This is a genomic window from Saccharicrinis aurantiacus (genome assembly GCF_947489045.1).
Classification (GTDB): domain Bacteria; phylum Bacteroidota; class Bacteroidia; order Bacteroidales; family Marinilabiliaceae; genus Saccharicrinis; species Saccharicrinis aurantiacus.
The window spans coordinates 83,404-104,847 of sequence record NZ_CANLCN010000017.1 but is presented as its reverse complement, the minus strand read 5'-3'; the positions used below and the strand labels follow the sequence as shown (position 1 = coordinate 104,847).

Annotated in this window: 14 protein-coding genes; 3 read left to right on the top strand and 11 right to left on the bottom strand. The window is 37.3% G+C overall.

Annotated features, from left to right (window positions below; genetic code table 11):
• Positions 1-4: 4 nt before the first annotated feature.
• Complete coding sequence (locus QMO11_RS17320) at positions 5-2,806, top strand: glycoside hydrolase family 2 protein (protein WP_282038735.1); 2,802 nt, start codon at positions 5-7, stop codon at positions 2,804-2,806.
• Between the two features lie 114 nt (positions 2,807-2,920).
• Here the strand turns inward: QMO11_RS17320 and QMO11_RS17315 are convergent, their stop codons facing one another.
• On the bottom strand, positions 2,921-3,826 hold the full coding sequence (locus QMO11_RS17315; RefSeq protein WP_282038734.1) for a LysR family transcriptional regulator: 906 nt from the start codon (positions 3,824-3,826) through the stop codon (positions 2,921-2,923).
• Positions 3,827-3,923: 97 nt separating this feature from the next.
• On the opposite strand from QMO11_RS17315, the gene QMO11_RS17310 reads away from it, so the two are divergent.
• Positions 3,924-5,042: an NADH:flavin oxidoreductase gene (locus QMO11_RS17310; protein WP_282038732.1), complete on the top strand. Its 1,119-nt coding sequence runs from the start codon at positions 3,924-3,926 to the stop codon at positions 5,040-5,042.
• Between the two features lie 30 nt (positions 5,043-5,072).
• Here the strand turns inward: QMO11_RS17310 and QMO11_RS17305 are convergent, their stop codons facing one another.
• The 10 genes from QMO11_RS17305 to QMO11_RS17260 form a co-directional block, all read right to left on the bottom strand.
• Positions 5,073-5,282 (bottom strand): hypothetical protein, encoded by a 210-nt coding sequence (locus QMO11_RS17305; protein ID WP_282038730.1) that lies wholly within the window; start codon positions 5,280-5,282, stop codon positions 5,073-5,075.
• 201 nt (positions 5,283-5,483) lie between these two features.
• Positions 5,484-5,966, bottom strand: a complete 483-nt coding sequence (locus QMO11_RS17300; RefSeq protein WP_282038728.1) for a hypothetical protein — start codon at positions 5,964-5,966, stop codon at positions 5,484-5,486.
• 68 nt (positions 5,967-6,034) lie between these two features.
• A complete protein-coding gene (locus QMO11_RS17295; protein ID WP_282038726.1) occupies positions 6,035-6,520 on the bottom strand; it encodes a hypothetical protein in 486 nt (161 codons plus the stop codon).
• A gap of 69 nt (positions 6,521-6,589) precedes the next feature.
• The gene (locus tag QMO11_RS17290; RefSeq protein WP_282038724.1) at positions 6,590-7,093 is read right to left on the bottom strand and encodes a hypothetical protein; all 504 of its coding nucleotides are present in this window, start codon (positions 7,091-7,093) and stop codon (positions 6,590-6,592) included.
• Between the two features lie 8 nt (positions 7,094-7,101).
• Positions 7,102-9,423, bottom strand: coding sequence for a DUF3289 family protein (locus tag QMO11_RS17285; RefSeq protein ID WP_282038723.1), 2,322 nt, complete (start codon positions 9,421-9,423; stop codon positions 7,102-7,104).
• A gap of 426 nt (positions 9,424-9,849) precedes the next feature.
• Positions 9,850-10,227, bottom strand: a complete 378-nt coding sequence (locus tag QMO11_RS17280; RefSeq protein WP_282038721.1) for an HU family DNA-binding protein — start codon at positions 10,225-10,227, stop codon at positions 9,850-9,852.
• A 453-nt stretch (positions 10,228-10,680) separates the two neighbouring features.
• The gene (locus tag QMO11_RS17275) at positions 10,681-11,961 is read right to left on the bottom strand and encodes an L-cysteine desulfidase family protein (protein WP_075602977.1); all 1,281 of its coding nucleotides are present in this window, start codon (positions 11,959-11,961) and stop codon (positions 10,681-10,683) included.
• Positions 11,962-12,231: 270 nt separating this feature from the next.
• A complete protein-coding gene (locus QMO11_RS17270) occupies positions 12,232-13,890 on the bottom strand; it encodes a sulfite reductase flavoprotein subunit alpha (protein ID WP_282038718.1) in 1,659 nt (552 codons plus the stop codon).
• Positions 13,891-14,446: 556 nt separating this feature from the next.
• A complete protein-coding gene (locus QMO11_RS17265) occupies positions 14,447-16,315 on the bottom strand; it encodes an alpha-amylase family glycosyl hydrolase (RefSeq protein ID WP_282038716.1) in 1,869 nt (622 codons plus the stop codon).
• A gap of 24 nt (positions 16,316-16,339) precedes the next feature.
• Positions 16,340-18,724 carry a glycoside hydrolase family 31 protein gene (locus QMO11_RS17260; protein ID WP_282038715.1) on the bottom strand — a complete coding sequence of 795 codons (2,385 nt, stop codon included), beginning with the start codon at positions 18,722-18,724 and terminating at the stop codon, positions 16,340-16,342.
• A 340-nt stretch (positions 18,725-19,064) separates the two neighbouring features.
• Between QMO11_RS17260 and QMO11_RS17255 the strand changes: the two genes are divergently transcribed.
• Complete coding sequence (locus QMO11_RS17255) at positions 19,065-21,368, top strand: NADP-dependent malic enzyme (RefSeq protein ID WP_282038714.1); 2,304 nt, start codon at positions 19,065-19,067, stop codon at positions 21,366-21,368.
• Positions 21,369-21,444 lie beyond the last annotated feature (76 nt).

The following is a 21,444-nucleotide window of genomic DNA, read 5'->3' as shown; positions in this document are numbered from 1 at the left end:
CAAAATGAAACAGATAAGCTTATTAATTGCCATTATATTGGTGGTAAGTTGCAATATTGATAAAGAACCCGTTGAATTTAAACAACTCAATAATGAGATATCGCTTGATGGTGATTGGACCATGAAAAGTTTTGAGTTTGGAATGGGTACTTGGAGTCCTGCTTGGGGTATTTTTATGGCCTTTCCACCTCCCGAAGTAGATTCATTAACACAGGAAGCCATAACGGTAAAAGTACCCGGAAGTGTACAACACAATTTGGTTGAACTTGGCTTGGCTAAAGATCCTTACGTTGGAGATAATGTAAAAGACCTTCGCTGGGTTGAGGACAAAGAGTGGTACTTTGTAAAGCAAATTGAAGTACCTAATGATTGGCAAGGTAAAAACATTACACTCGATTGTAATATGATCAACTACAAAGCCGATGTTTGGGTTAATGGCACTTGGTGTGGCGTTACGGTTGGCAACTATCAAGAAATGAAAATTGATGTGAGTAAATGCATTGAAGCAGGTACTTTGAACGATATCATTTTAAGATTACGCGCTCCTGAAAATTCAAATAAAGAAATTAAAAACAATAAGTTCTTTGACTGGACAACTGGAGTAGATGGCGACTTACATGAGCGCCCTTGGGTTACACCATCTAACCCACAAGCAGGCGAATACCTAATATCGAAATGTGTATTTGGTTGGGATTGGGGTCCTCACATTGTGCCTATTGGAATTTTGCAGCCCATTAAGTTAGTTGCAAAGGAAGATGCCAAAATTGAAAATGTATTTGTTAAAACAAAAAGCATTTCGAGTAATACAGCAAAGCTCGAAGTGGATTTTAACTTCTCAAATAAAGGAACGCGCAAAACAAACTTGTTTGTACAATATCAGATTATTGAAAAAGCTACTGAAGCCATTGTCAAAACCGGTCGTTTTAATGCTTCAGTCCTGGCCAATAGTGACTTCTCTGAAAGCCAAGAAATCAATATAAATGAAGCAAAATTATGGTGGCCTATTCATTATGGCGATCAGAACTTATATCAAATTAAAACTCAAATTAGTGACGAAGCAGGTTTAGTAATTGACAATAGCATAAACCAATTTGGGATCAGAACTATTGAGAAAATTAGAAATGAAGATCCTGAATGGACTAAAGAAAAAGTGCTTCAATTTGACCATGCAATAGATCCTGACTTGGAAGATGGCGAGTACGATTGGACTTTTGTAGTGAACGGACAAAAAATATTTGTACAAGGTATGAACACAATACCAATGGATGCCATGTTTGATTTATCGCCCGAAATTTACGAATATACCCTACGTGCAGCTGCTGAAGCCAACGTTAATATGCTACGTGTTTGGGGCGAAGGTTTATACGAAACAGATACCTTTTATGAGATTTGCGATAGCCTGGGTCTGTTGGTATGGCAAGATTTCTGGGTAGGTAGTTATGCACCCTCGCAAGATCAAACGGCCTCATGGGAGGCTGTGCGCACCAACATTATCAGAACGCGCAACCATCCTAGTTTAGTATTGTATTGCGGAGGTAACGAATTTGATGCCAATAGAAAAGATAGAGTGGAACAAATTAATGAGTTAGACCGATTAATTAAAGAACACGATGGCACCCGAGAATTCCATAAAGCATCGCCGCATGGCGGAAATGTGCATGGCGGAATGGGTATTGTGAATAATCAGGAACGTTCGCAAAATTATGCGCGTTTTTGTAGCGAGGCAGGGTATCAGCAATCGTGGCCTCCCCTATCTGATATGCTTAAGTTTTTAGATAAGGATCAGCTATTCCCGCTTAAGGAAAACCAGTACTGGCTTTCTGTTCACAACTCATCTGTGGCAAGTTATCCTGAATGGCAAAACGATGTATATGGCATTCCGCAGACCGTGGAAGAGGTGATTCATACTGAAATGATGCACAATATTATTGGATGGCAGGCCCAAATGGAAAATACACGCTTGGCACGATATAAAGTTTCAGGTTGTTTATTTTGGGCACTTAACGATGTTTGGCCAGCCACATCGTGGTCGATGATTAACTCATACGGAACCTGCAAAAACCATTATTACGCCTTTAAAAGAGCAGCTTCACCCTTATTGGTTACTGCATCGCAACAAAATCAGATTGTACTTCCGGGAGAAGCCTATGATATAGACATCAGTGTTATTAACGATGCCTTAGAAGAACACAAAAACCTTAAGGTAGATGTTGCCATTTACTTAGGTCAGAAAGCCGAAAAAGTATATGAAAAGAGTTTTAATGGAGCTATTGATGCACATTCGGTTGCAACTATCGGAAAGCTCGATTGGACTATTCCAACTGCAAACAAAGAGCATAACTTTTTGGTGGTATTAAACATGTATAACAAAAACAACAAACTCGTTTCGCACAACGAATATACATGTATGATTGGTGCTCTAGAAAATAACGAACGCGTAAGTGTTACAGGAGGCTTTTTTGGCGAATATCGCAAATGGACTAAAAACAACATTACGGCTCAGCTCAATAATGTGCCCGAAAGTTTAATGCAAGGCGAAGAAAAAGCTTTTACCATAAACTACACCAACAACAGTGATAACGTTATTATGGGCTTAGAATCACTAATTATTGATTTACCTAAGGGACTTCGTTTTTATTTAGATGATAACTACATCAACCTTTTGCCTGGCGAATCGCGAACCTTAAGCGGGAGCTTACAGAATACATCACGTTCTGAGTTAAGTGATATTACAAAGCTAACTTTTCAAACCGACGGTTGGAATGTTAAAGTAAATCAGCAAAACCTAGTACTTAAAACAAAATAATTACCAATAAGAAAACAGAAGGCCCCATTATCTATTTAGGATATTGGGGTTTTTCATTCCCACTGGCACGCCCAGTATATTATAATATTAGTGTAATTTCTAATGGCCATTGGCTTAAATGTTCTTATTCATATCTGACTGAAATATGTTCAGAACCTCTTTTACTTGCGCTTCAAATATAGACTTGTTACGGTAGGCAAAATACAATGTATTTGTGATGGGAGTAGCTCCCTTCCACAACAATTGCAGCTTGCCTTTTTCAATTTCGTTTCTGCAGAGGAAGTCTGGCACAATAGCTAATCCTCTGCCATAACTTAAACTATTAATGATCGACTTAAAATTAGGAACTATATAATTTGCTCTAAAATCAGGCAATGCCTTAAAGTTGGTCAACCAAAAACGTTTAAAATGCTCATTATCGCTCGATGTGCCATACCACTTGTTTTGCTTCAGAAGTGCAAGTATCTCAGCATTATTGCTTTTTTTAATTTCAGATGTAAAAGCTGTTTTATCAATGTCCCTACCTCCTATTAACACAATGGTTTCAACGCCAATGGGTACATACTTTACACCTTTAATATCAATTTTTGTTGGCGTAATAACAATATCTATAAGGCCCTTCTCTAAGTCTCTTAATAAGTTCTGATATCCTGAAAAACTACTAATTATATTAAAATCTAAGGTATGAAGATGCCTTTCGAGTATGTGCTGAAATGTTTCAAAACACATCCCAATGTTAATTGTAGGAACCTCCAATTCTGTACTTTTCTGAAAGCGCTTTTCTACCTCTTCTAATTTAGATAATGGCTCGCTAATGGCGTTATATAAAACCTTTCCTTGCTCTGTAGGAATCATTTTTTTTGCCACCCTATCAAAAAGCCTTGACCCCACATAACTTTCTAAGGAACTTAAATGCAGACTTACCCCTGGTTGAGAAATGAATAAGGCCTCGGCCGCTGCTGTCATTGTTTGTGTGTTGTACACCGCTTTAAAAGTACGGTACCATTCTAAATTCACCATATCTATTATAATTATAATACAAATGTATGATTTGTATTATTTGTATAGAACTAAATGTTGCAATAATTTTGCGTCAGAAACTTAAGGGATTGTTGTTATGAAGATTTTAGAAGCATCGAAGGTTAGAAATGTAGGTTTAAATAATCGTTTAATTCGTTCAGCATTATGGATGAATATGGCAGATAAAGATGGGCACATTACTCCTAAGCTTTATCAGGTGTATGAAGAGTTATCTAAAGGAGGCGTTGGATTAATCATTACAGGTTACTCAATGGTTGACCCAAATGACAGACCAAACCCTGGCATGATGGGAATTTATGATGATACCTTTATTGATGAACACCACAAATTGGTAGAAAAGGTGCACTCTAATGGAACGCCTATTGCAATTCAACTGGCCTATGGTGGTTCACAAACCAATCATCCTGATTTTCAGAATGCCGAGTTATTTGGCCCCTCTGCTGTTAAAAATCGGGTTACCGGAATTACGCCCAAAGAAATGAGCAAGCAGGATATTCAGCATGTAATAGATAGCTTTACCAACGCATCGGTACGCGCTAAAAAAGCGGGCTACGATGCCGTTGAATTGCACAGTGCACATGGGTATTTGTTAAGCCAGTTTCTAACTCCATTTTGTAACAGACGAGAGGATGAGTATGGGGGATGTATTGAAAACAGAGCACGTATTACTGTTGAAATTATTTCCAGTATCCGTAAAGCTGTTGGCAACGACTTTACCATTATGGTAAAAATGAATCATGATGATTATATGGATGAAAGCGAAGGCCTGGTTGTTACTGAAGCCATTGAAGTAGCTAAAATGTTTGAACAGGCTGGTGCCGATATGTTAGAGATCAGTGGTGTGAATGAAACTTCGGGGAAAGGTATTGGGCCGGCGCGTACAAAAATTCACAAACCCGAGTTGCAATCTTATTTTTTAGAGCCCACCAAACAAATAGCAAATGCCGTTTCTATTCCTATTATATTAATGGGCGGAAACAGAAACTTTAATCGTTTACAAAACATTTTGGATGAAAGCAATATTAAATATTTTTCAATTGCTAGGCCTTTGCTTTTTGAACCCGACCTAGTAAATAAATGGAAAAAAGATAAGGAATATAAGCCCCGATGCGTTTCATGTAACGGTTGTTACCGAGAGGGCGAAGTTGGCTGCGTTGTTAAAGAAAAGTTGAGGAATAAAGCTATGCAGAAGTAATTGAATGCTTCAATTACGCATACTATGTTCTTAGCTTATAAGCCATTCAGTAAATTTTTTATATAATTCCGCTCTTCTTACCTCATCGTGTACAGTAATATCAACCTCGTACTGCCACAAAAAGGATTCTTTTTCATTTTTATTAGATATTCTTATTTGTCCCCAAGGTAAAATAGATACTTCAACAACTGCCTTATGCAAAGCATTCTCATAGGCTTTTAAATTCAGGTAAATTATCAATTTTCTCTTTTATCATTACGCTCTATTTTTCCCTCATTTATAATTACCATTAAATTCTTTCCTAATGTTATATAGGTCTACTTCTTTAATAATTCCTCAATCCTAGATGTGAATTTGGGGCCTGATGATAACAGCGAAGCGTCTCGCTTCGCTGAATGGAGTCGAAAGGTATGATGTATGAGCACGTATTGCTAAACCTTACTATCTGCAAGTCCATATAGTATCTTTCCTATCTTTTGGATAATTACAATACCACATGTTTGGATTATCTTCGGAACGATAATAACTATAAAATGCTATGCAATCCTCACTACAGTCGGCATTTCTGCCTGATCCATCACCGTATATTTCGTGCTTTTTATCTTCTCCATTATCTATATAATACTTGGTGCAAGAAGTTGCTTCGAAAAACAATATATAAAACTTTTTTACCATAGTGGAAGTGTCGCAGATAAATAAATTGGTTGCCAAATAACTCTTTTTATACAAATAGTCGGATATAAGACTATCGTATGTAGAAAGAGGTTCTTTACGCTTCTTAAGTAAAACATTTTCAAATAGCGTCTTATTGCCATCAATACTTGTGAGATGCTCCAACCTCATTATATCATTTTCCACCTTATTTTCATTAGGTATACAGGATGTAAACATACCTAAAACGAACATTAATAAAATATACTTCATTATAAAACATTATGAACTTTAAGTTGCGTATGGTAGAGCTATTATATATGAGCACGTATTACTAAACGCTATTCTCTGCAAGTCCATATAGTATCTTTCCTATCTTTTGGATAATCACAACACCACATATTCGGATCGTCTACAGAACGATAATAAACAAAAAATGCTAAACAATCCTCACTACAATCTCTATTTCTACCTGTACCATCACCATATATTTCGTGCTTTTTATCCTCTCTATTATCTATATAATACTTGGTACAAGAAGTGGCTTCAAAAAATAAAATATAGAATTTTTTTACTCGTGTGGAAGAATTACATACAAATGAATCAGTTGCTAAATAACTATGATTGTATAAATAATCTATAATAAGACTATCATAAGTTTGGGGCGAATCTTTTTGCTTCTTGAGTAAGACTTTCTCACGAAGCGTCTTATTGCCATCAATACTTGTGAGATGCTCCAACCTCATTATATCATTTTCCACCTTATTTTCATTAGGTATACAGGATGTAAACATACCTAAAACGAACATTAATAAAATGTACTTCATTATAAAACATTATGAACTTTAAGTTGTGTATGGCAGAGCTATGGTGTATGAGCACGTATTAACTAAACGCTATTCTCTGCAAGTCCATATAGTATCTTTCCTATCTTTTGGATAATTACAATACCACATGTTTGGATTATCTTCGGAACGATAATAACTATAAAATGCTATGCAATCCTCACTACAATCTCTGTTTCTACCTGTACCATCACCATATATTTCGTGCTTTTTATCTTCTCTATGGTTAATATAATATTCTGTACAAGATGTTTTTTTAAAAAATGATATAAAAAACCTTTCAATCCTCATATTTGAGTCGCAAATAAATGAATCGGTTGCTAAATAACTATGATTGTATAAATAATTATTTATTAAACTGTCATCAGTATTCAGTTTATTTTTCTGTTGTTCTATTAAAACTATTTCATTAAGACGATATGTATCTACACTATAAATACTAGTAATACTTACAAAACGAGTAAGGTGTTCTAAACGATATATATCACCATTCTTTGTATTTTCAGGTGTACATGCCATTAAGAGCATGAAAGCTATAAATGTTAAATTCTTCATATTACTAATTATAAGGACTTAAATTTTGGTAAATTATCAATTCTCTCTTTTACTTCCTTTGCATTTAGAGCCTCTCTTTTATCATTTCGCTCAATTTTTCCCTCATTTATATTACCATTAAATTCTTTATTGAAAGTTATTTTGGTAATAAATGGTTTGTATCCCCTTAAGTGTTGCAATGCAAACCATGCGGCAAAAGCTTCTTTGGCTAATGGCACTGTGTTGGGTATATCTTCAATATCTGTAATGTCCAATCCAAAATGATCCCATAGGGTTACTTCATATTTCATTTTGTAATTATCATTGTCAAATTCAACTTCTGACACGTGCACCTCTGTTGCCCAAATATCATTTAAGGCAATAGTTTCTCCCTTTAAAGTATCTTTAAAAGAACCAAATGTTGGTTTTGCAAACTTTGCCCCTTTTGCTGTTGTTTTACCACGATTTCCTCTTGCGTTATAATCATAATCTACATCAGTTTCAATAATTTCTGATAATTTCCCTTTGCTTGTTTTTATTTTCTCAGCAATAAAGTCTTCTAAATTTGAGCAATATTCCAAGGTAGATTTATGGTTTGCAATATCTTTTGTTAATACAGGATCTTCGTAAATCCCTCCTTCATTACGTTTGAATTTTGCAATCATTCGTTTTATGTTACCTTGCATTTCGCCGTAAGCATAACATGCAGTTGCCCAATCTTCAAAAGCTTTAAAAATATTTTCATCGCTCGTATCCCAAAACATCAAGTTACCTTCATGGTAGTCTTTAACATCTTTACCTGATGCTTCAAAAACCCAATCTTTAATGAGCCATGCCTTAGCATTATAAATTCGCTCTTTAGAATAAATAGCTTTAGGATAATTAGCTTTATCAAAATCATCAGCCATTTTCATCATTTTTGTATTGTTTTGAGCATCAATGTCTCGTTGAACACTTGCAAAATGGTCTGAACCTTCTATGGGGCTTGAATGGTCTAATGGTTTGTCAAATGGATTTTCCTTTAATTGATCGATGTTTGCAAATGTTGCATGTTTATCAATTTCAAAACCAGTTTCAACATATTCTTTTTTAAATCGCTCTATAGATTCTGAATCATATACAGTATTTGGAGTTTTAGTTGCAACCCCTCTACCATAGGTCAAATCTTCGGCAATATTTGTGCCCTCATTATTTAGGCCTGGAACTTTAAACCTATCCACGCAAAAAGGGAACAAAACTACTGGAACTTTAACGCTTACTTTCTCAGCAGCACTTTCTACGTAAGCATAAATCCTTATTTTCTCCGCTTTCTTGGCTTTGTATTTAAAACAAATCACACCGTCATTATCTAAATATGATTTAGCACCTCTAATATTTGTTATTTGCCCATCATCGCTAAGCTGTTCGGCCCATTGGGTAAGTGCTAGCTTGTCTCCTTCTGCTTGTGTATATTCTGTTGCTTTATAGATATAGGTATTACCCTCAATCATTTCTTCGGCAACTTGCCCATTCTCAAAAAACGGACCCTCAACTTTTTTAACTAATAATTTATCTTTCTGCTTTGCCTCGGCAGGTTCTTCGCTTACAGAACTAAGTCCGAAGGCTCTATTGGTTGGTGTTATATCGGTAACTTTCCACACCTTTTGGTGTTCTGCACTGCGGTTACGAGTGATGGCAGGCGATAGTCGAACATTCATTTTCATGGCAGTGTTACCCTCGGCACTCATGTTTTCTTGCACACCTATACAAAAGCAATCCCAAAACTCAATTTTAAAGGCTTGGTCGCCATCGCCATCGTAAAACACCAATTTGCCTTGGCGCATTTGGCTTGTTAATAGCCACTCGTATAAATAATCATCATTTTCGGAACTATTAAGCTCTAAACTAAACAGTCCGCCAATTTTGTTGTAAGTAGTGCGGGCAGTAATGTTCTGAACAGGGCTAAGGTATTTATCGTAGTTGTGAGTGTAATTGGGAACAATTCCATAATCGAGACCTGCCTTATGCCTTGCCATAGCAAGGGTATTGTAATAGCCTACTTTTTTAGTATCACTCTCGCCAAATTCACCTAAGCATAGGTCGTTAAATTTTGGAGTAGTTTGGTAGAAATCAGATTGCGCTTGGCGCATACAATCTTGTTGTAATCTTTCGTCCAATTGACTCCTTTTTACCAATGGCAGTTTATTTGTGTAAGGATGTAAGTTGTAGGCATCTCCCATTTCATATGGGAAATTCTTTTGTAAGAACTTTCTGTAATATGCTTTATCTACTTCAATGGGGCAGAAATACTCATAATGCAGACCTGTAAGCCAGCGTTCGTAGCTATCAACTACTAATTTGATTTGGTACATAATTGGGTTTAAGTGTATTTAAATTTTGTTTGTAATGTTTAGGAACTCTCTGATATCCTCACTCCCTACATATAGCTAACCCATATGCTGCATACGCACTTTATTTTGTGATATACGCATCAATGAGAATACATAATTTGATGTGAATGTAAAAAAATATTTTATGTTAATTGGCATAAAATACATTTGGATTGAGAATAAATTTATGGCTTTACACAAAAAAAAGGAACCAAACCTATTAAAAATAGGCTTGCTCCTTGTATCAATTTATAACTCTGCTTGTATAAAAAAAATGATTATTAATTAGGGAATTAAAATTCCATAGGTATGCCGTAAAATTTCCATAGGTATGGAAAAAATATTCCATAGGTAAGGAAAAAAAACTCCATAGGTAAGGAATTTTAGCCCCTTATAAGTGCCTAATTATCAGCCTTTATTAAAAGTGAGATTTTCAAGCATTTTTTTCAACTTTTTGCCGGGTGTAAATAGTACTTTTTGCCCTTTTATGGTATGCACTGTAACTTCCTCAGGAGTAGCTTGACCTTCGCTACTAAAGGATACTCGTAATGTTCCTAAGTCGCCCAATTTAACACTATAACCATCGGCTAACATATCGGGTGTAACATCTAATAAACTATATAGTACGGCTGATATATCGGCTCCACTTACCGTACTCATTTTTTCGATAGCCGGAATAATATCCTCAATATCTTTATTACCTGTTTTTACAGGTGCTGCGTAGTGTTTTTTTTGCGTTCTGTCTGCTGGGTTAGCACGCTCTGTTGTTTTAAATTTGATACTCATTTTGTATGTTTTTTATCTGGGCTTTAGTTTGTAATGAACAAAGTGTATCAAAAAAGCCTAATTGCTACACTTTGCTATTATACAAACAGAGTTATGCGTATTTAAACGGAGCGCATTTGATATTATTGTGACTAATATCATGTTTGTGTGAAATATTTTGTTCAGTAGTATGCTTTGGGATTGCTGTTTCAAAAAGGAATAGGCCTTATGGTTTATGCTAACCTGCGCCCCGATAGGAGTGGCAGCCCTTTGTGGATTGTTTTTAGTGTAGCTTAGCAAACGGATGCGACCAGAGGAGCACACGTATTGCTTAGCTACACTTAAAGCAAGCTATAAAGGCTATATCGGATAGCGGGAATGAGCGCCATAGAAAGTTATAGGTGGTAAATGATAAGTTATAAACGCTGTAATACAAGCAAGTTGTGAAACCATTTATAACTTTACATTTTTAAACTACTCGCCGAGCATCATTTTAATGATTTCTTTATCGGTTTCGCGCATGCCGATGCTACCCAGGCGACTTACGTTTTTAATGGTGTTTTCAACGCCTTTTTCTACAATACCATCGCCGGCAAGGAATTGTTGTCCGTCTTTATACATGTGGTATCCGAGTATTCCGGCTTCAACGCCCGAGGCTATTTTGCCTGCGCATGATGGTTTGGCGCCGTCGCACACTATACCTGAAACTATGGCCAAGGCGTTTACTATGGTGTGGCTAATTACTTTGTACTCGCCGCTTAATAGGTAGGCAATGCCGGCTCCTGCACCGATACCGGCCGAGATGGCTCCGCAATAGGCGGATAAACGGCCGATGCCTGTTTTTTGGTGGATGGTAACCAAATTGGCCAATACTAAGGCGCGCATGAGTTTGTCGTTGTCTACTTTTAAATCGCGGGCATACTCAATAACGGGTAAAGAGGTGGCTAGTCCCTGATTTCCGCTGCCTGAAACAATTACCACAGGAAGTTCGCAACCGCTCATACGTGCATCGGAACCTGCTGCTGCCATGGCTTTGGCGCGTACTTTAACATCGTTACCCCAGGTGTTTAACAATACCGAGCCTACGTTGGCGCCCCATTTTCCTTTAATGCCTTCGTTGGCAATGGCGGTATTGTAGGTGATTTGTGTGGTGAGCATTTCTTTTACATCGGATACATTGAGCTCCTGGGCAAAATCGAAAATGCCCTTCACGGTCATTTGCGAACGGTCGGTTTTATCGGGCTGTGGGGTATCATTACAACCTAAGTTTTCAACCAGGGTTTTTCCGTTTTTTGTTACCTTAACTATGTTGGTATGGAAGTGCGATATTTGTACGCTTGCCTCATCGGTATTAGAGAAAACGGTTACAATGATATCGAATATTAATCCGCTTTGCGAGTTAATTACTTTTACTTCTTTGTTTTGTAAATAGGCGGCAATGTCCTTTTTTCCCTTTTCGCAAACTTTTGAAATTACCTCAAGCACTTTATCTGAATCTCCGGCAATTACACCAGCTACGGCAGCTGCCTCGATACCTTTTAAATTGCCCGTATTGGGTACAACAACACTTTTTACGTTTTTAATAATATTACTACTTACCTCAACCTCAATGCGCTCAGGCAAAGCACCTAAAACTTTACGCGCCATGGCTGCTGCATAGGCAATGGCAATGGGTTCGGTACATCCCATGGCGGGAACCAACTCTTCTTTTAATATATTTAAATAAGTGGTGTATTGTGTGTTGGTATTTTCCATAATGTGCTAGTATACGTTAGTTAAACATCAATAACCTATATGATGTGTGGGCAAAACTAATTATTTACAAGCAGCAAAAAGCCAACAAAAATCAGTGTAGTAAAAATAAAACACCTTTTAGTCTTTTAACTCGGAATATGCATTATAAAATCTATTTCAATATTGATAACGAAGTTCTAATGCGTATTGCGGGTTAAAACAAAAGTTCAGATAGATACAAGAGATACTTGGCACTTGTACCTGATAACTGAATGGATACCAAATATGGGTTTAATAGATATCTTCGAACCATCTTTCTGACTTCATTAAAACAGAAATTGATGGGGTTGCACTACCTTTTAATAGCTGATTAAAGGTATCCCTAACGCCTGCGGCCATAGCCTGAGATCCACACAAATAAACCATAGCACCTTGTTGTAATAATTGCAACAAGTGCTGTTTTTGGTGTTTTAAGGCTTCTTGCACATAACTGTATTCGCTCTCGTCTTTTGAAAAACAGGGCGTGAATTGCAAATTATAACCCTCGGTTTTTATTTGTTCAAACTCGTGGTGATACATGGCGTAATTGGCCTTAAACTTTTGTCCCCATATGAGCCAAGTGCTGCGTGTGGCATTGCGCTGAGATAATTCTTGTATAAAGGAGCGGAACGGAGCAATACCAGTTCCGGTGGCAATCATTATAATAGGAGCATCGCTCTTGGTAAGTGTAAAGTTAGGGTTCGATTTTAAGGTAAAACTGAGCGTTGATTGCAAGGCTGTGGTTTCGTTTAAATAGATTGAACCAGCCCCTTCGTGAGCGGCATTATTAAAGGGATAGCGAATGGTTTTTATACACAAATCAATTTGCTGTGGCGATACCAAAGGACTACTGGCAATGGAATAAACCCGTTTGCGCAGGGATGGTAGCACACCCAATATTTTTGTAAGAGGTGCGTTGATTTTATAATCGTTAATTAAATCGAGCACATTGGCCTTATGCAGATATGCCTTCAGCTTTTCGGGCTTTGATAACAAAGCTTTTAGCTGTTGATTTTTGCCCAAAACACTATAGGCAACTAAGGTGTTTTTACTCACATTGGTGAGTTCTTTATCCTGAAGCTCCTTAGCATCCTTAAGCTTTAATTGTGTGGCGATGGCTGAAACTATGCTTGCTGGATTTTTGGGCTGCACCTCAATGGTATCGCCTGCTTTATATTGAAACGAATTGCCGTTTGCTTTTAAACTGAGGTGTATGATGGTATTTTCATCAGAATCGTTGGCTAAAACCGATCGCTCAATTAGGGTAGCGGTATATTCGGCCTTATTATTACTCAATACAGATACTTCGGAATTGTTAGAGAGATAGCTCCTGCCCACTTGTTTTAACAGCTGCTTTTTACTGGTGTTGATCCACTGCTGTGCGCTTTCAGAGAAATCCTCGTCGCACTTTTGAATGGTGCTGATGGCTTTTGCCCCCAAGTGCGATAGAACTTTATCGAACTGCAAGCCCGATTCGCAATAATAATCGTAACTACTGTCGCCCAAAGCACAAATGCTATATTTTAATGCGGATAAACTACCGGTTTGTTTTTGCTTTAAACTATTGTAGAAGTCTTCGGCCTGAGGCGGCATTTCGCCCTCACCATAGGTGCTAATTATAATATACAAATACTTGATGCCTTCGATGCTTTCTGTACTTGCATTGAGCATGCTGTGACACTCAAGCGCATATCCGCTTTTTTCCATAGCTGCCTGAAGTTCGGTGGCAACCAATTGCGAGTTACCCGATTGGGTACCATACAATATTAAGGTATCTTTTATGGGAATGCCTTTGGGCTTGTTATTTGATTTGTTATTCTTTCGGTTGGATATAATGGGTTGTAAAACTACTAGTAAGCCAATTAATATGAGTGCAACTATAATATAAAATAAAGGACCAATTCCTGCCATGTTCAAATATGTGTGTTTGTTCGTTTAAGTTGAATAAACGCCCAATATTGGGTATTGTTCGTACAAACATAGCACATATATGGATTAGTTTTTGAAATAAAGTAACCTGCCCTTGCCGTCAAAGGCAGGTTTGGGTAAACAGGCCAATGCGTAATATTATTTAAGATAACATTGTTCTCCAAAGCTCTCGTATATAATTAAGGTTAATAATTGACGATTTGTCCTAAAGCCGGACGGGCTTTTACTTTCTTCCATCAGCAGAAGAAAGTAAACAAAGAAAGCCGCTGCTGCATCTGTTAAGAAAACTCTTCCTTGCTATTCCTTAACCTCGGTTGGGCGATCTTCGAGCAAAGCTCTTAGCTTCCCAATCTCGCTAAAGGATAGCTGCGCAAGTGCTTACTTAACAGCTGAGGCAGAACTAAACTATACGGTCTCTATATTATCAGCCTATTTTAAACTACAGCCTTCTCCAATATTAAAATATTGCTTATGGCAATAAAAAATCCGATGTTATGAAAACATCGGATTCAATATGTATTGTATGGGATATTTTACCTTACTCAATCTTAAATATATAGGATTGTAGCGGTTCTATTTGAACGGGTACTTTAGCAATGCCATCATTAATTTCTAACGTCATAGCTTCGGTGCCGTATAACTGATCTACAATTTTATGATTCCCCTCTTTTAAACCCATTTTTGCTTGTATAGATTTAGGCAACTGCAAATCGAAAGTAAATACATCCGCATCGCTAAAATTAGAAACAACAATTAGTTTCTCTGCTCCCTTCCAACGAACAAAGGAATGTACTTTATTGGTATAGTTTTTTGTATTCTCGCGATTGTAGGCGTGTATATCGGCGTATTCACCCATTAGGGCATCGCTATTAATAGTGAAGTTTAGTAAGCGCTTGTAAAAGTCACGCAATTCCTTCTCTTCAGCATTAAGTTGTCCGCCATCAAATTGGCCATTATTCATCCACTTTTGGTGATTTGGCACGCCAAAATAATCAAATATGGTGGTTCTAGAATGGGTTCCAAAACCAGCATCTTCAGCTGCTGGCTCCCCAACTTCCTGTCCGAAATAAATCATAGTAGGCGACGTACTCAAAGTTGCCGAAACTACCATGGCAGGCATTCCTTTTTTAGCATCTCCTGCAAATTCAGGGGCTGCAATACGCTGCTCATCATGGTTCTCTAAAAAGTGCAATAAGTTATGCTCAATATCAGTATATGATTTTTGTATTGGTGCAATGTTATCTGTTGAACCATGCCCTTGCATAATGTGCTTTAGGGTATCATATAAATCTACTTTATCATATAGGTAATCCATTTTACCCTTTAGGATATAATCTCTGTAAAGATGCGGTTGGTATACCTCTGCCATTAAAAAGGCATCCGGTTTTTTAACCTTAATAGATGAGTTAATGTAACTCCAAAATTCAACAGGAACCATTTCAGCCATATCGTAACGGAAACCATCAACACCCATTTCTATCCAAAATAAAGCAATATCTGTAAATTTCTTCCATGAGTCAGGCACATCTTTATCTTGCCAAAATGCCATATGTTCTGCATGGTTCTTTTTATCGTATCCCTCTGGTAATTCTGCAAAATCATAAGTCCCATCAGGTTGAACGCCGTAATTAATTTTTACGGTTTCGTACCAATCGTAATGATGTGGCTGTGCTAAGCGCGAACCATTACCAGTCCACTTTGCAGGATTCTCATCAAACTTAGCATCCGATAAAGGATGTTTTTCTCCTCCTAAAGGTTTGTATCCATCCAATGCTTCAGGCACTTTAAAAGATGCACCCGGTACGTAGTAGAAATTATTATTCTTTGCATATTCTACCGAAGAATCATCATCAGCACCAAAATCTCTAACCCCTTCTGGGTTATTCTTTCCCTCGTATTTACGGGCCACATGATTGGGAACAATATCGATAATCACCTTCATTCCGTGTTTATGCGTACGGTCAATTAAGGCTTTAAACTCTTCCATGCGCTTAGCTGGATCCACAGCCATATCCGGATCTACTTGATAGTAATCTTTAACCGCGTATGGCGAACCCGCTCTACCCTTAACCACATCCGGATCGTCGTTTGAAATTCCGTACTTGGTATAATCCGTAATGGTGGCATGATGCGGCACGCCAGTATACCAAAGGTGTGTAACCCCTAGGTCTTTAATTTCCTGAAGTGCTTTATCCGTAAAGTCATTGAATTTACCTATCCCATTTTCTTCAATGGTACCCCAAGGTTTGTTGGTGGTATTTTGGTTACCAAACAAGCGTGTAAACACTTGGTAAACTACTGCCTTTTTAGGGCCTTCTTCTTTAACAGGCTCCGATTTACTTCCTGTAGTACAGGCTACAGCTGCAAATACAAGCACTGTAACTAAACTATATATTAACTTTTTCATAATACTATTATATAATGGATAGAACTATTTTACTTCAACACTAAGTTTACTTTTTGACACTGTTAAGGCCACTTTAATTTCTTTTGATATCTTATTCCAATCAAAACCAACCTCCTCACCATCAACCTTCACATAATTCGGCTGGGTACGATGGTGGTGTATTATTAATTGAATATCTCTGCTCTCGGGTTTGTTTTTATAATCAAATCCTTTTGGATGGATTTTTATTATCAATCCGTTTTGATGATTAAACTTAGAGCTGAAGAATAACTTCTCAAATTGATTGTTTTCCCAACTATAGTTGGATTCTCCATCATCCTCGTACATAAAATCTTCTGACGAGGCGATATCCTCATCGAAATAGTAGTGTAGATTTAATTTCTGAGTACTATAATCATCCATACTATTTACAACAGGAGCCATTGGAATAAAAGATCCCCCTTTAACAAAAACAGGAATATTATGTATATCTACAGGAATAGTTACTACTTGCCCACCAACAAACTTTTCGCCTGTGAAGAAATTATACCAATTGGCATTTGATGGTAGTGGTAATGTCCATTCGCTTGCTCCCTTATCAGTAACCGGAGAAACCACAAAGTTATCTCCCCATAAATAAGTATCCTTTTCGTTTAATAACTCAGGATTGTCATCTACATAAAATAAAGGCTGCATTAAAGGAGTTCCTTCAGTACTATTTTTATAGGCCATTGTATATAAATAAGGTGTTAAGGCATAACGTAGCTTAATGTACCTGCGCGTGATATCCTTCGTTTTTTTATCCCAATATATGGGCTCTGGTGGCACATCTTCTTGGGCATGCGTTCTGTAAACTGGTTGAAATACTCCATACTGTAACCAACGCGTATACAATTCAGAATCTTTATAATTACCTGCAAAACCTCCTAAATCGGAGTGCATATAAGCCATTCCTTGCATTCCCATCTGTAACGAAATTTCTACCTGCGGTTTTAAACCTCCCCAAGTACGGTTCACATCACCGGTCCACGGTATCATACCGTAACGTTGTGAACCTGCAAAACCAGCACGCATCAATATTACGGGGCGCTTATTCGGGAAATCTTGCGCATATCCATCATAAACGGTTTTAGCCCACTCGTGGCCATAAGCATTATGAACAGTATTGGCAGCACCATTAACATGTTGCAAATCATCTGGGTGAACCTCAGGCTCTCCAAGGTCGCCCCACCATCCTTCTACACCACTTGCTGTATGCTTTTTATAAATACCCCAAAACCATTTTTGTGCTTCTGGCTTAAATATGTCAATTAAGGCAGTTGTTCCGAAAAAGAAATCGAAAATATAAGGTTCCCCATTAATATCTGTACCTAGTAAGTTCTGCTCTGCGGTTTCTTTATATTTACCACTTTCTTTTAAAATAAAAGGCTCTGTAATTAAAACCGTTTTAACGCCTTTTTCCTTGATATTTTGCATCATTTGCTCGGGTTCAGGGAAAGCCTTTTTATCCCATTCGAGATTTCCCATATGCCCTTGTAAATCCGGTCCAAACCAATACAAATCTAAAACCAATGCATCTAAAGGAAAGTCTTCTTTTCGATAAGTATCCACTACTTTCTCAACTTGTTTTTGAGAGCGATACCCCATGCGCGAAGTAATATTACCCAATGCCCAACGCGGCGGCATAGGCTGATGACCTGTAACTTCGGTATATTTATTCGTTAAATCTTTCCATGAATCGGATGCAACCACAACATAAGCCAAACGACCACCAACAGCTTCAAACTGGAGGATATTCTCTTCCGTTGCTCCTAAATCTAAAAATCCATCTGCTGCATTATCAAACAATAACATATACTTATTAGATGAGATAACTATCGGCATTGAATAGTACATTAAATCAGCGTGCGTTTCATAACCATAGCTAGCTCTATTGTATAAATGCAATCGCTTCCCTCTCCTATCCATTCCAAGAACACGCTCACCACCGCCCATTAACTTCTCATCTGGCGATAGATTCATTCTGAAACCTTTAATAGAGTCGGAATAGAGGAGTCCCTCTTCCTCTGATAAAATAAGCTTATCATCAGCAAAATAAGATAAGGCAAAGGTTTCCTTATCAATCCTTACCGACATGTAATTTGTGGCGTATTCCCAGTAATTTTCTTTACTCGAGAAAGAAGCTTCAACCGGAGTTATATCATTTGTTAAAGCATAAGAAGGCGCATTAGAATATCCTTCAACCTCATATTTCGCCTCAATAGAATAATCGGATAAGGGAGTTAAAACGATCTGCCCTTTGGGACTATCAATAATAACATTATCGCTATTTTGAGTAATCAATTTATCCGCTGGCGACTGACATCCCCCTATTAAAATGCTCGCAAAAAGCATTAAACACATCCAACAAAATCTTATTCTATGCATCATATTTAACTAATTATTTAATCGTTTTATTCACTGTTGTAAATCAAATAATACCTTGTAAGGAATTATCCAAACCCAATTGACTATACAGTTTGTCAAAATTGCCACTATAGCCTTAATATAGCAAAATATATAAATAATATTAGTACATATATATTAATAAACAGAAACTTACACCAAAAGACATTACGTAAAATATAGACCAATTACACACACTAATTGTAGAAAAATAGGTTTACAAAGTCATCTTCCTATCAATTTGTATAAAATTACATCTAGTAAATTTACCATCGAACTAATAAGTACTTCTGATTGTTTTCTCAACGAACTAAAATCTACATTTATGTCAAATTCTAAAATCAGAAAGCAAGATGCTTTAGATTATCATACCAAAGGAACGCCTGGGAAAATTGAAGTTATTCCTACCAAAGCCACCAAAACGCAACGAGATTTAGCATTGGCCTATTCCCCTGGAGTGGCTGAACCATGCAGAGTAATTGCTGATAATACAGAAGAGGTATATAAGTACACTGCAAAAGGAAATTTAGTTGCGGTTATTTCAGATGGTACTGCAGTGCTTGGGCTTGGTAATATTGGCCCCGAAGCATCTAAACCTGTTATGGAAGGCAAAGGCTTATTATTCAAGATATTTGCCGGTATCGATGTTTTTGATTTAGAATTAAACACATCAAATATCGAGGAATTTATAACCGTTGTAAAGGCTCTTGAACCCACCTTTGGAGGAATTAATCTAGAAGACATTAAAGCGCCTGATTGTTTTGAAATTGAAAGCAGGTTAAAGAAAGAACTAAACATCCCAATTATGCATGACGACCAGCATGGGACGGCAATTATATCTGGGGCAGGGTTGATTAACGCCCTCAAAGTAGTGAAAAAAGATAGAAACAAAGTTAAACTGGTAGTTTCTGGGGCTGGTGCTTCAGCGCTGTCGTGCATTAAAATATTTATAGAACTGGGCCTAAACAAAGACAATATTATTGTATGCGACTCTAAAGGAGTTATAAGGTCAGATCGAAAAAACCTAAGCAAACTAAAAAGCGAATTTGCAACTAATCTAGACTTCAACACACTAGAAGATGCCATTGTTGATGCCGATGTATTTTTGGGGCTGTCGCAAGGCAATGTACTAAGCGCAGATATGCTAAAATCTATGGCTCCCAAGCCAATTGTTTTTGCTCTGGCAAATCCTGATCCTGAGATTGAATACGAAACTGCGATGAAAACTCGTAACGATGTTTTAATGGCTACAGGCAGGTCTGATCATCCCAACCAAGTAAATAATGTACTTGGGTTTCCATTTATATTTAGAGGTGCACTTGATGTTAGAGCAACAGAAATAAATGAAGCCATGAAGTTGGCTGCTGTAAAAGCCATTGCTGACCTTGCACAACAGCCAGTTCCTGACATGGTGATAAAAGCATACAATCAAGAGACAATGAGCTTTGGTACCAATTATATTATTCCAAAACCTCTTGATCCAAGACTACTTACCGAAGTGGCTCCTGCTGTGGCTAAAGCGGCCATTGAAAGTGGTGTTGCGCAACTTAAAATTACAGATTGGGAGCAATACAAAACTGAGTTAACGCAACGCCTAGGAAATGATAAGCAAATAATTAGACGATTAACCAATAAGGCAAAACAAAATCCTAAAAGGGTGGTCTTGGCTGAAGCTGATGACTACAGAGTACTTAAAGCAGCTCAAATTGCATTAGATGAAGGTATTGCCAAGCCTATTCTACTAGGAAATATTAAACAAATAAAGGCGCTCATTAAAAAGCACAACCTCGAGTTACAGGATATCCCGATTATTGATCCAACCTCGAGCGCTAATAGCAAAACTGTTGCGGCATATGGCGATCTATTCTTTGACAAAAGAAAGCGAAAGGGCTACAATAAATACGAAGCTCATAATTTAATGATTAAAAGAAATTACTTTGGTGCCATGATGGTTGACCAAGGCGATGCTGATGCGCTAATATCTGGTATCAGCCGAAAATATAGTAATACCATTAAGCCTGCATTACAAATTATTGGCACTAAAAAGAATGTAAAAGCATCTAGTATGTATCTAATGCTCACTAAAAATGGGCCTCTGTTTTTTACTGATACCACAATGCTTGCCAAACCATCCGCCGAAGAATTGGTAACTATAGCATACCAGGCGGCAACAACAGTGCGCAATATGATGGATATTGAACCCAAAGTTGCTTTTCTATCTTATTCAAATTTTGGTTCAACTGATGGTGAAGAACCTAAAATGGTTCGAGAAGCAGCTACAATTATGAAACAACGTTATCCTGAAATAATTTCTGACGGTGAAATACAGGCCAACTTTGCCTTTAACCAAACAGAACTTGAAAAGAATTATCCGTTTTCTGACTTGGTAAATAACGAACCCAACGTGTTAGTATTCCCTAACCTTGCGGCTGCAAACATTGCGTATAAATTATTACAAGTAATGAAAACTGCTGAGGCTATTGGCCCTATTGTATTAGGTTTAAACAAACCAGTTCAGATTCTTCAGTTAGGCAGTTCGGTCAGAGAAATTGTTAACATGATTACCATTGCTAACATTGATGCTCAAATAAAAGAAAATACAAAATCATCCGAAATGCAATCTTCTTGAAATGTAATGCCCAAGTACATTTGGGCATTATAGAATTTCACATTGAATAATCGATAATAATTAATTTGTACCACTT

Excerpts from the sequence above, each read along its gene's own strand:
- QMO11_RS17320 (WP_282038735.1), top strand. The coding sequence starts at position 5 with ATGAAACAGATAAGCTTATTAATTGCCATTATATTGGTGGTAAGTTGC.
- QMO11_RS17315 (WP_282038734.1), bottom strand. The coding sequence starts at position 3,826 with ATGGTGAATTTAGAATGGTACCGTACTTTTAAAGCGGTGTACAACACA.
- QMO11_RS17310 (WP_282038732.1), top strand. The coding sequence starts at position 3,924 with ATGAAGATTTTAGAAGCATCGAAGGTTAGAAATGTAGGTTTAAATAAT.
- QMO11_RS17300 (WP_282038728.1), bottom strand. The coding sequence starts at position 5,966 with ATGAAGTATATTTTATTAATGTTCGTTTTAGGTATGTTTACATCCTGT.
- QMO11_RS17295 (WP_282038726.1), bottom strand. The coding sequence starts at position 6,520 with ATGAAGTACATTTTATTAATGTTCGTTTTAGGTATGTTTACATCCTGT.
- QMO11_RS17290 (WP_282038724.1), bottom strand. The coding sequence starts at position 7,093 with ATGAAGAATTTAACATTTATAGCTTTCATGCTCTTAATGGCATGTACA.
- QMO11_RS17285 (WP_282038723.1), bottom strand. The coding sequence starts at position 9,423 with ATGTACCAAATCAAATTAGTAGTTGATAGCTACGAACGCTGGCTTACA.
- QMO11_RS17280 (WP_282038721.1), bottom strand. The coding sequence starts at position 10,227 with ATGAGTATCAAATTTAAAACAACAGAGCGTGCTAACCCAGCAGACAGA.
- QMO11_RS17275 (WP_075602977.1), bottom strand. The coding sequence starts at position 11,961 with ATGGAAAATACCAACACACAATACACCACTTATTTAAATATATTAAAA.
- QMO11_RS17270 (WP_282038718.1), bottom strand. The coding sequence starts at position 13,890 with ATGGCAGGAATTGGTCCTTTATTTTATATTATAGTTGCACTCATATTA.
- QMO11_RS17265 (WP_282038716.1), bottom strand. The coding sequence starts at position 16,315 with ATGAAAAAGTTAATATATAGTTTAGTTACAGTGCTTGTATTTGCAGCT.
- QMO11_RS17260 (WP_282038715.1), bottom strand. The coding sequence starts at position 18,724 with ATGATGCATAGAATAAGATTTTGTTGGATGTGTTTAATGCTTTTTGCG.
- QMO11_RS17255 (WP_282038714.1), top strand. The coding sequence starts at position 19,065 with ATGTCAAATTCTAAAATCAGAAAGCAAGATGCTTTAGATTATCATACC.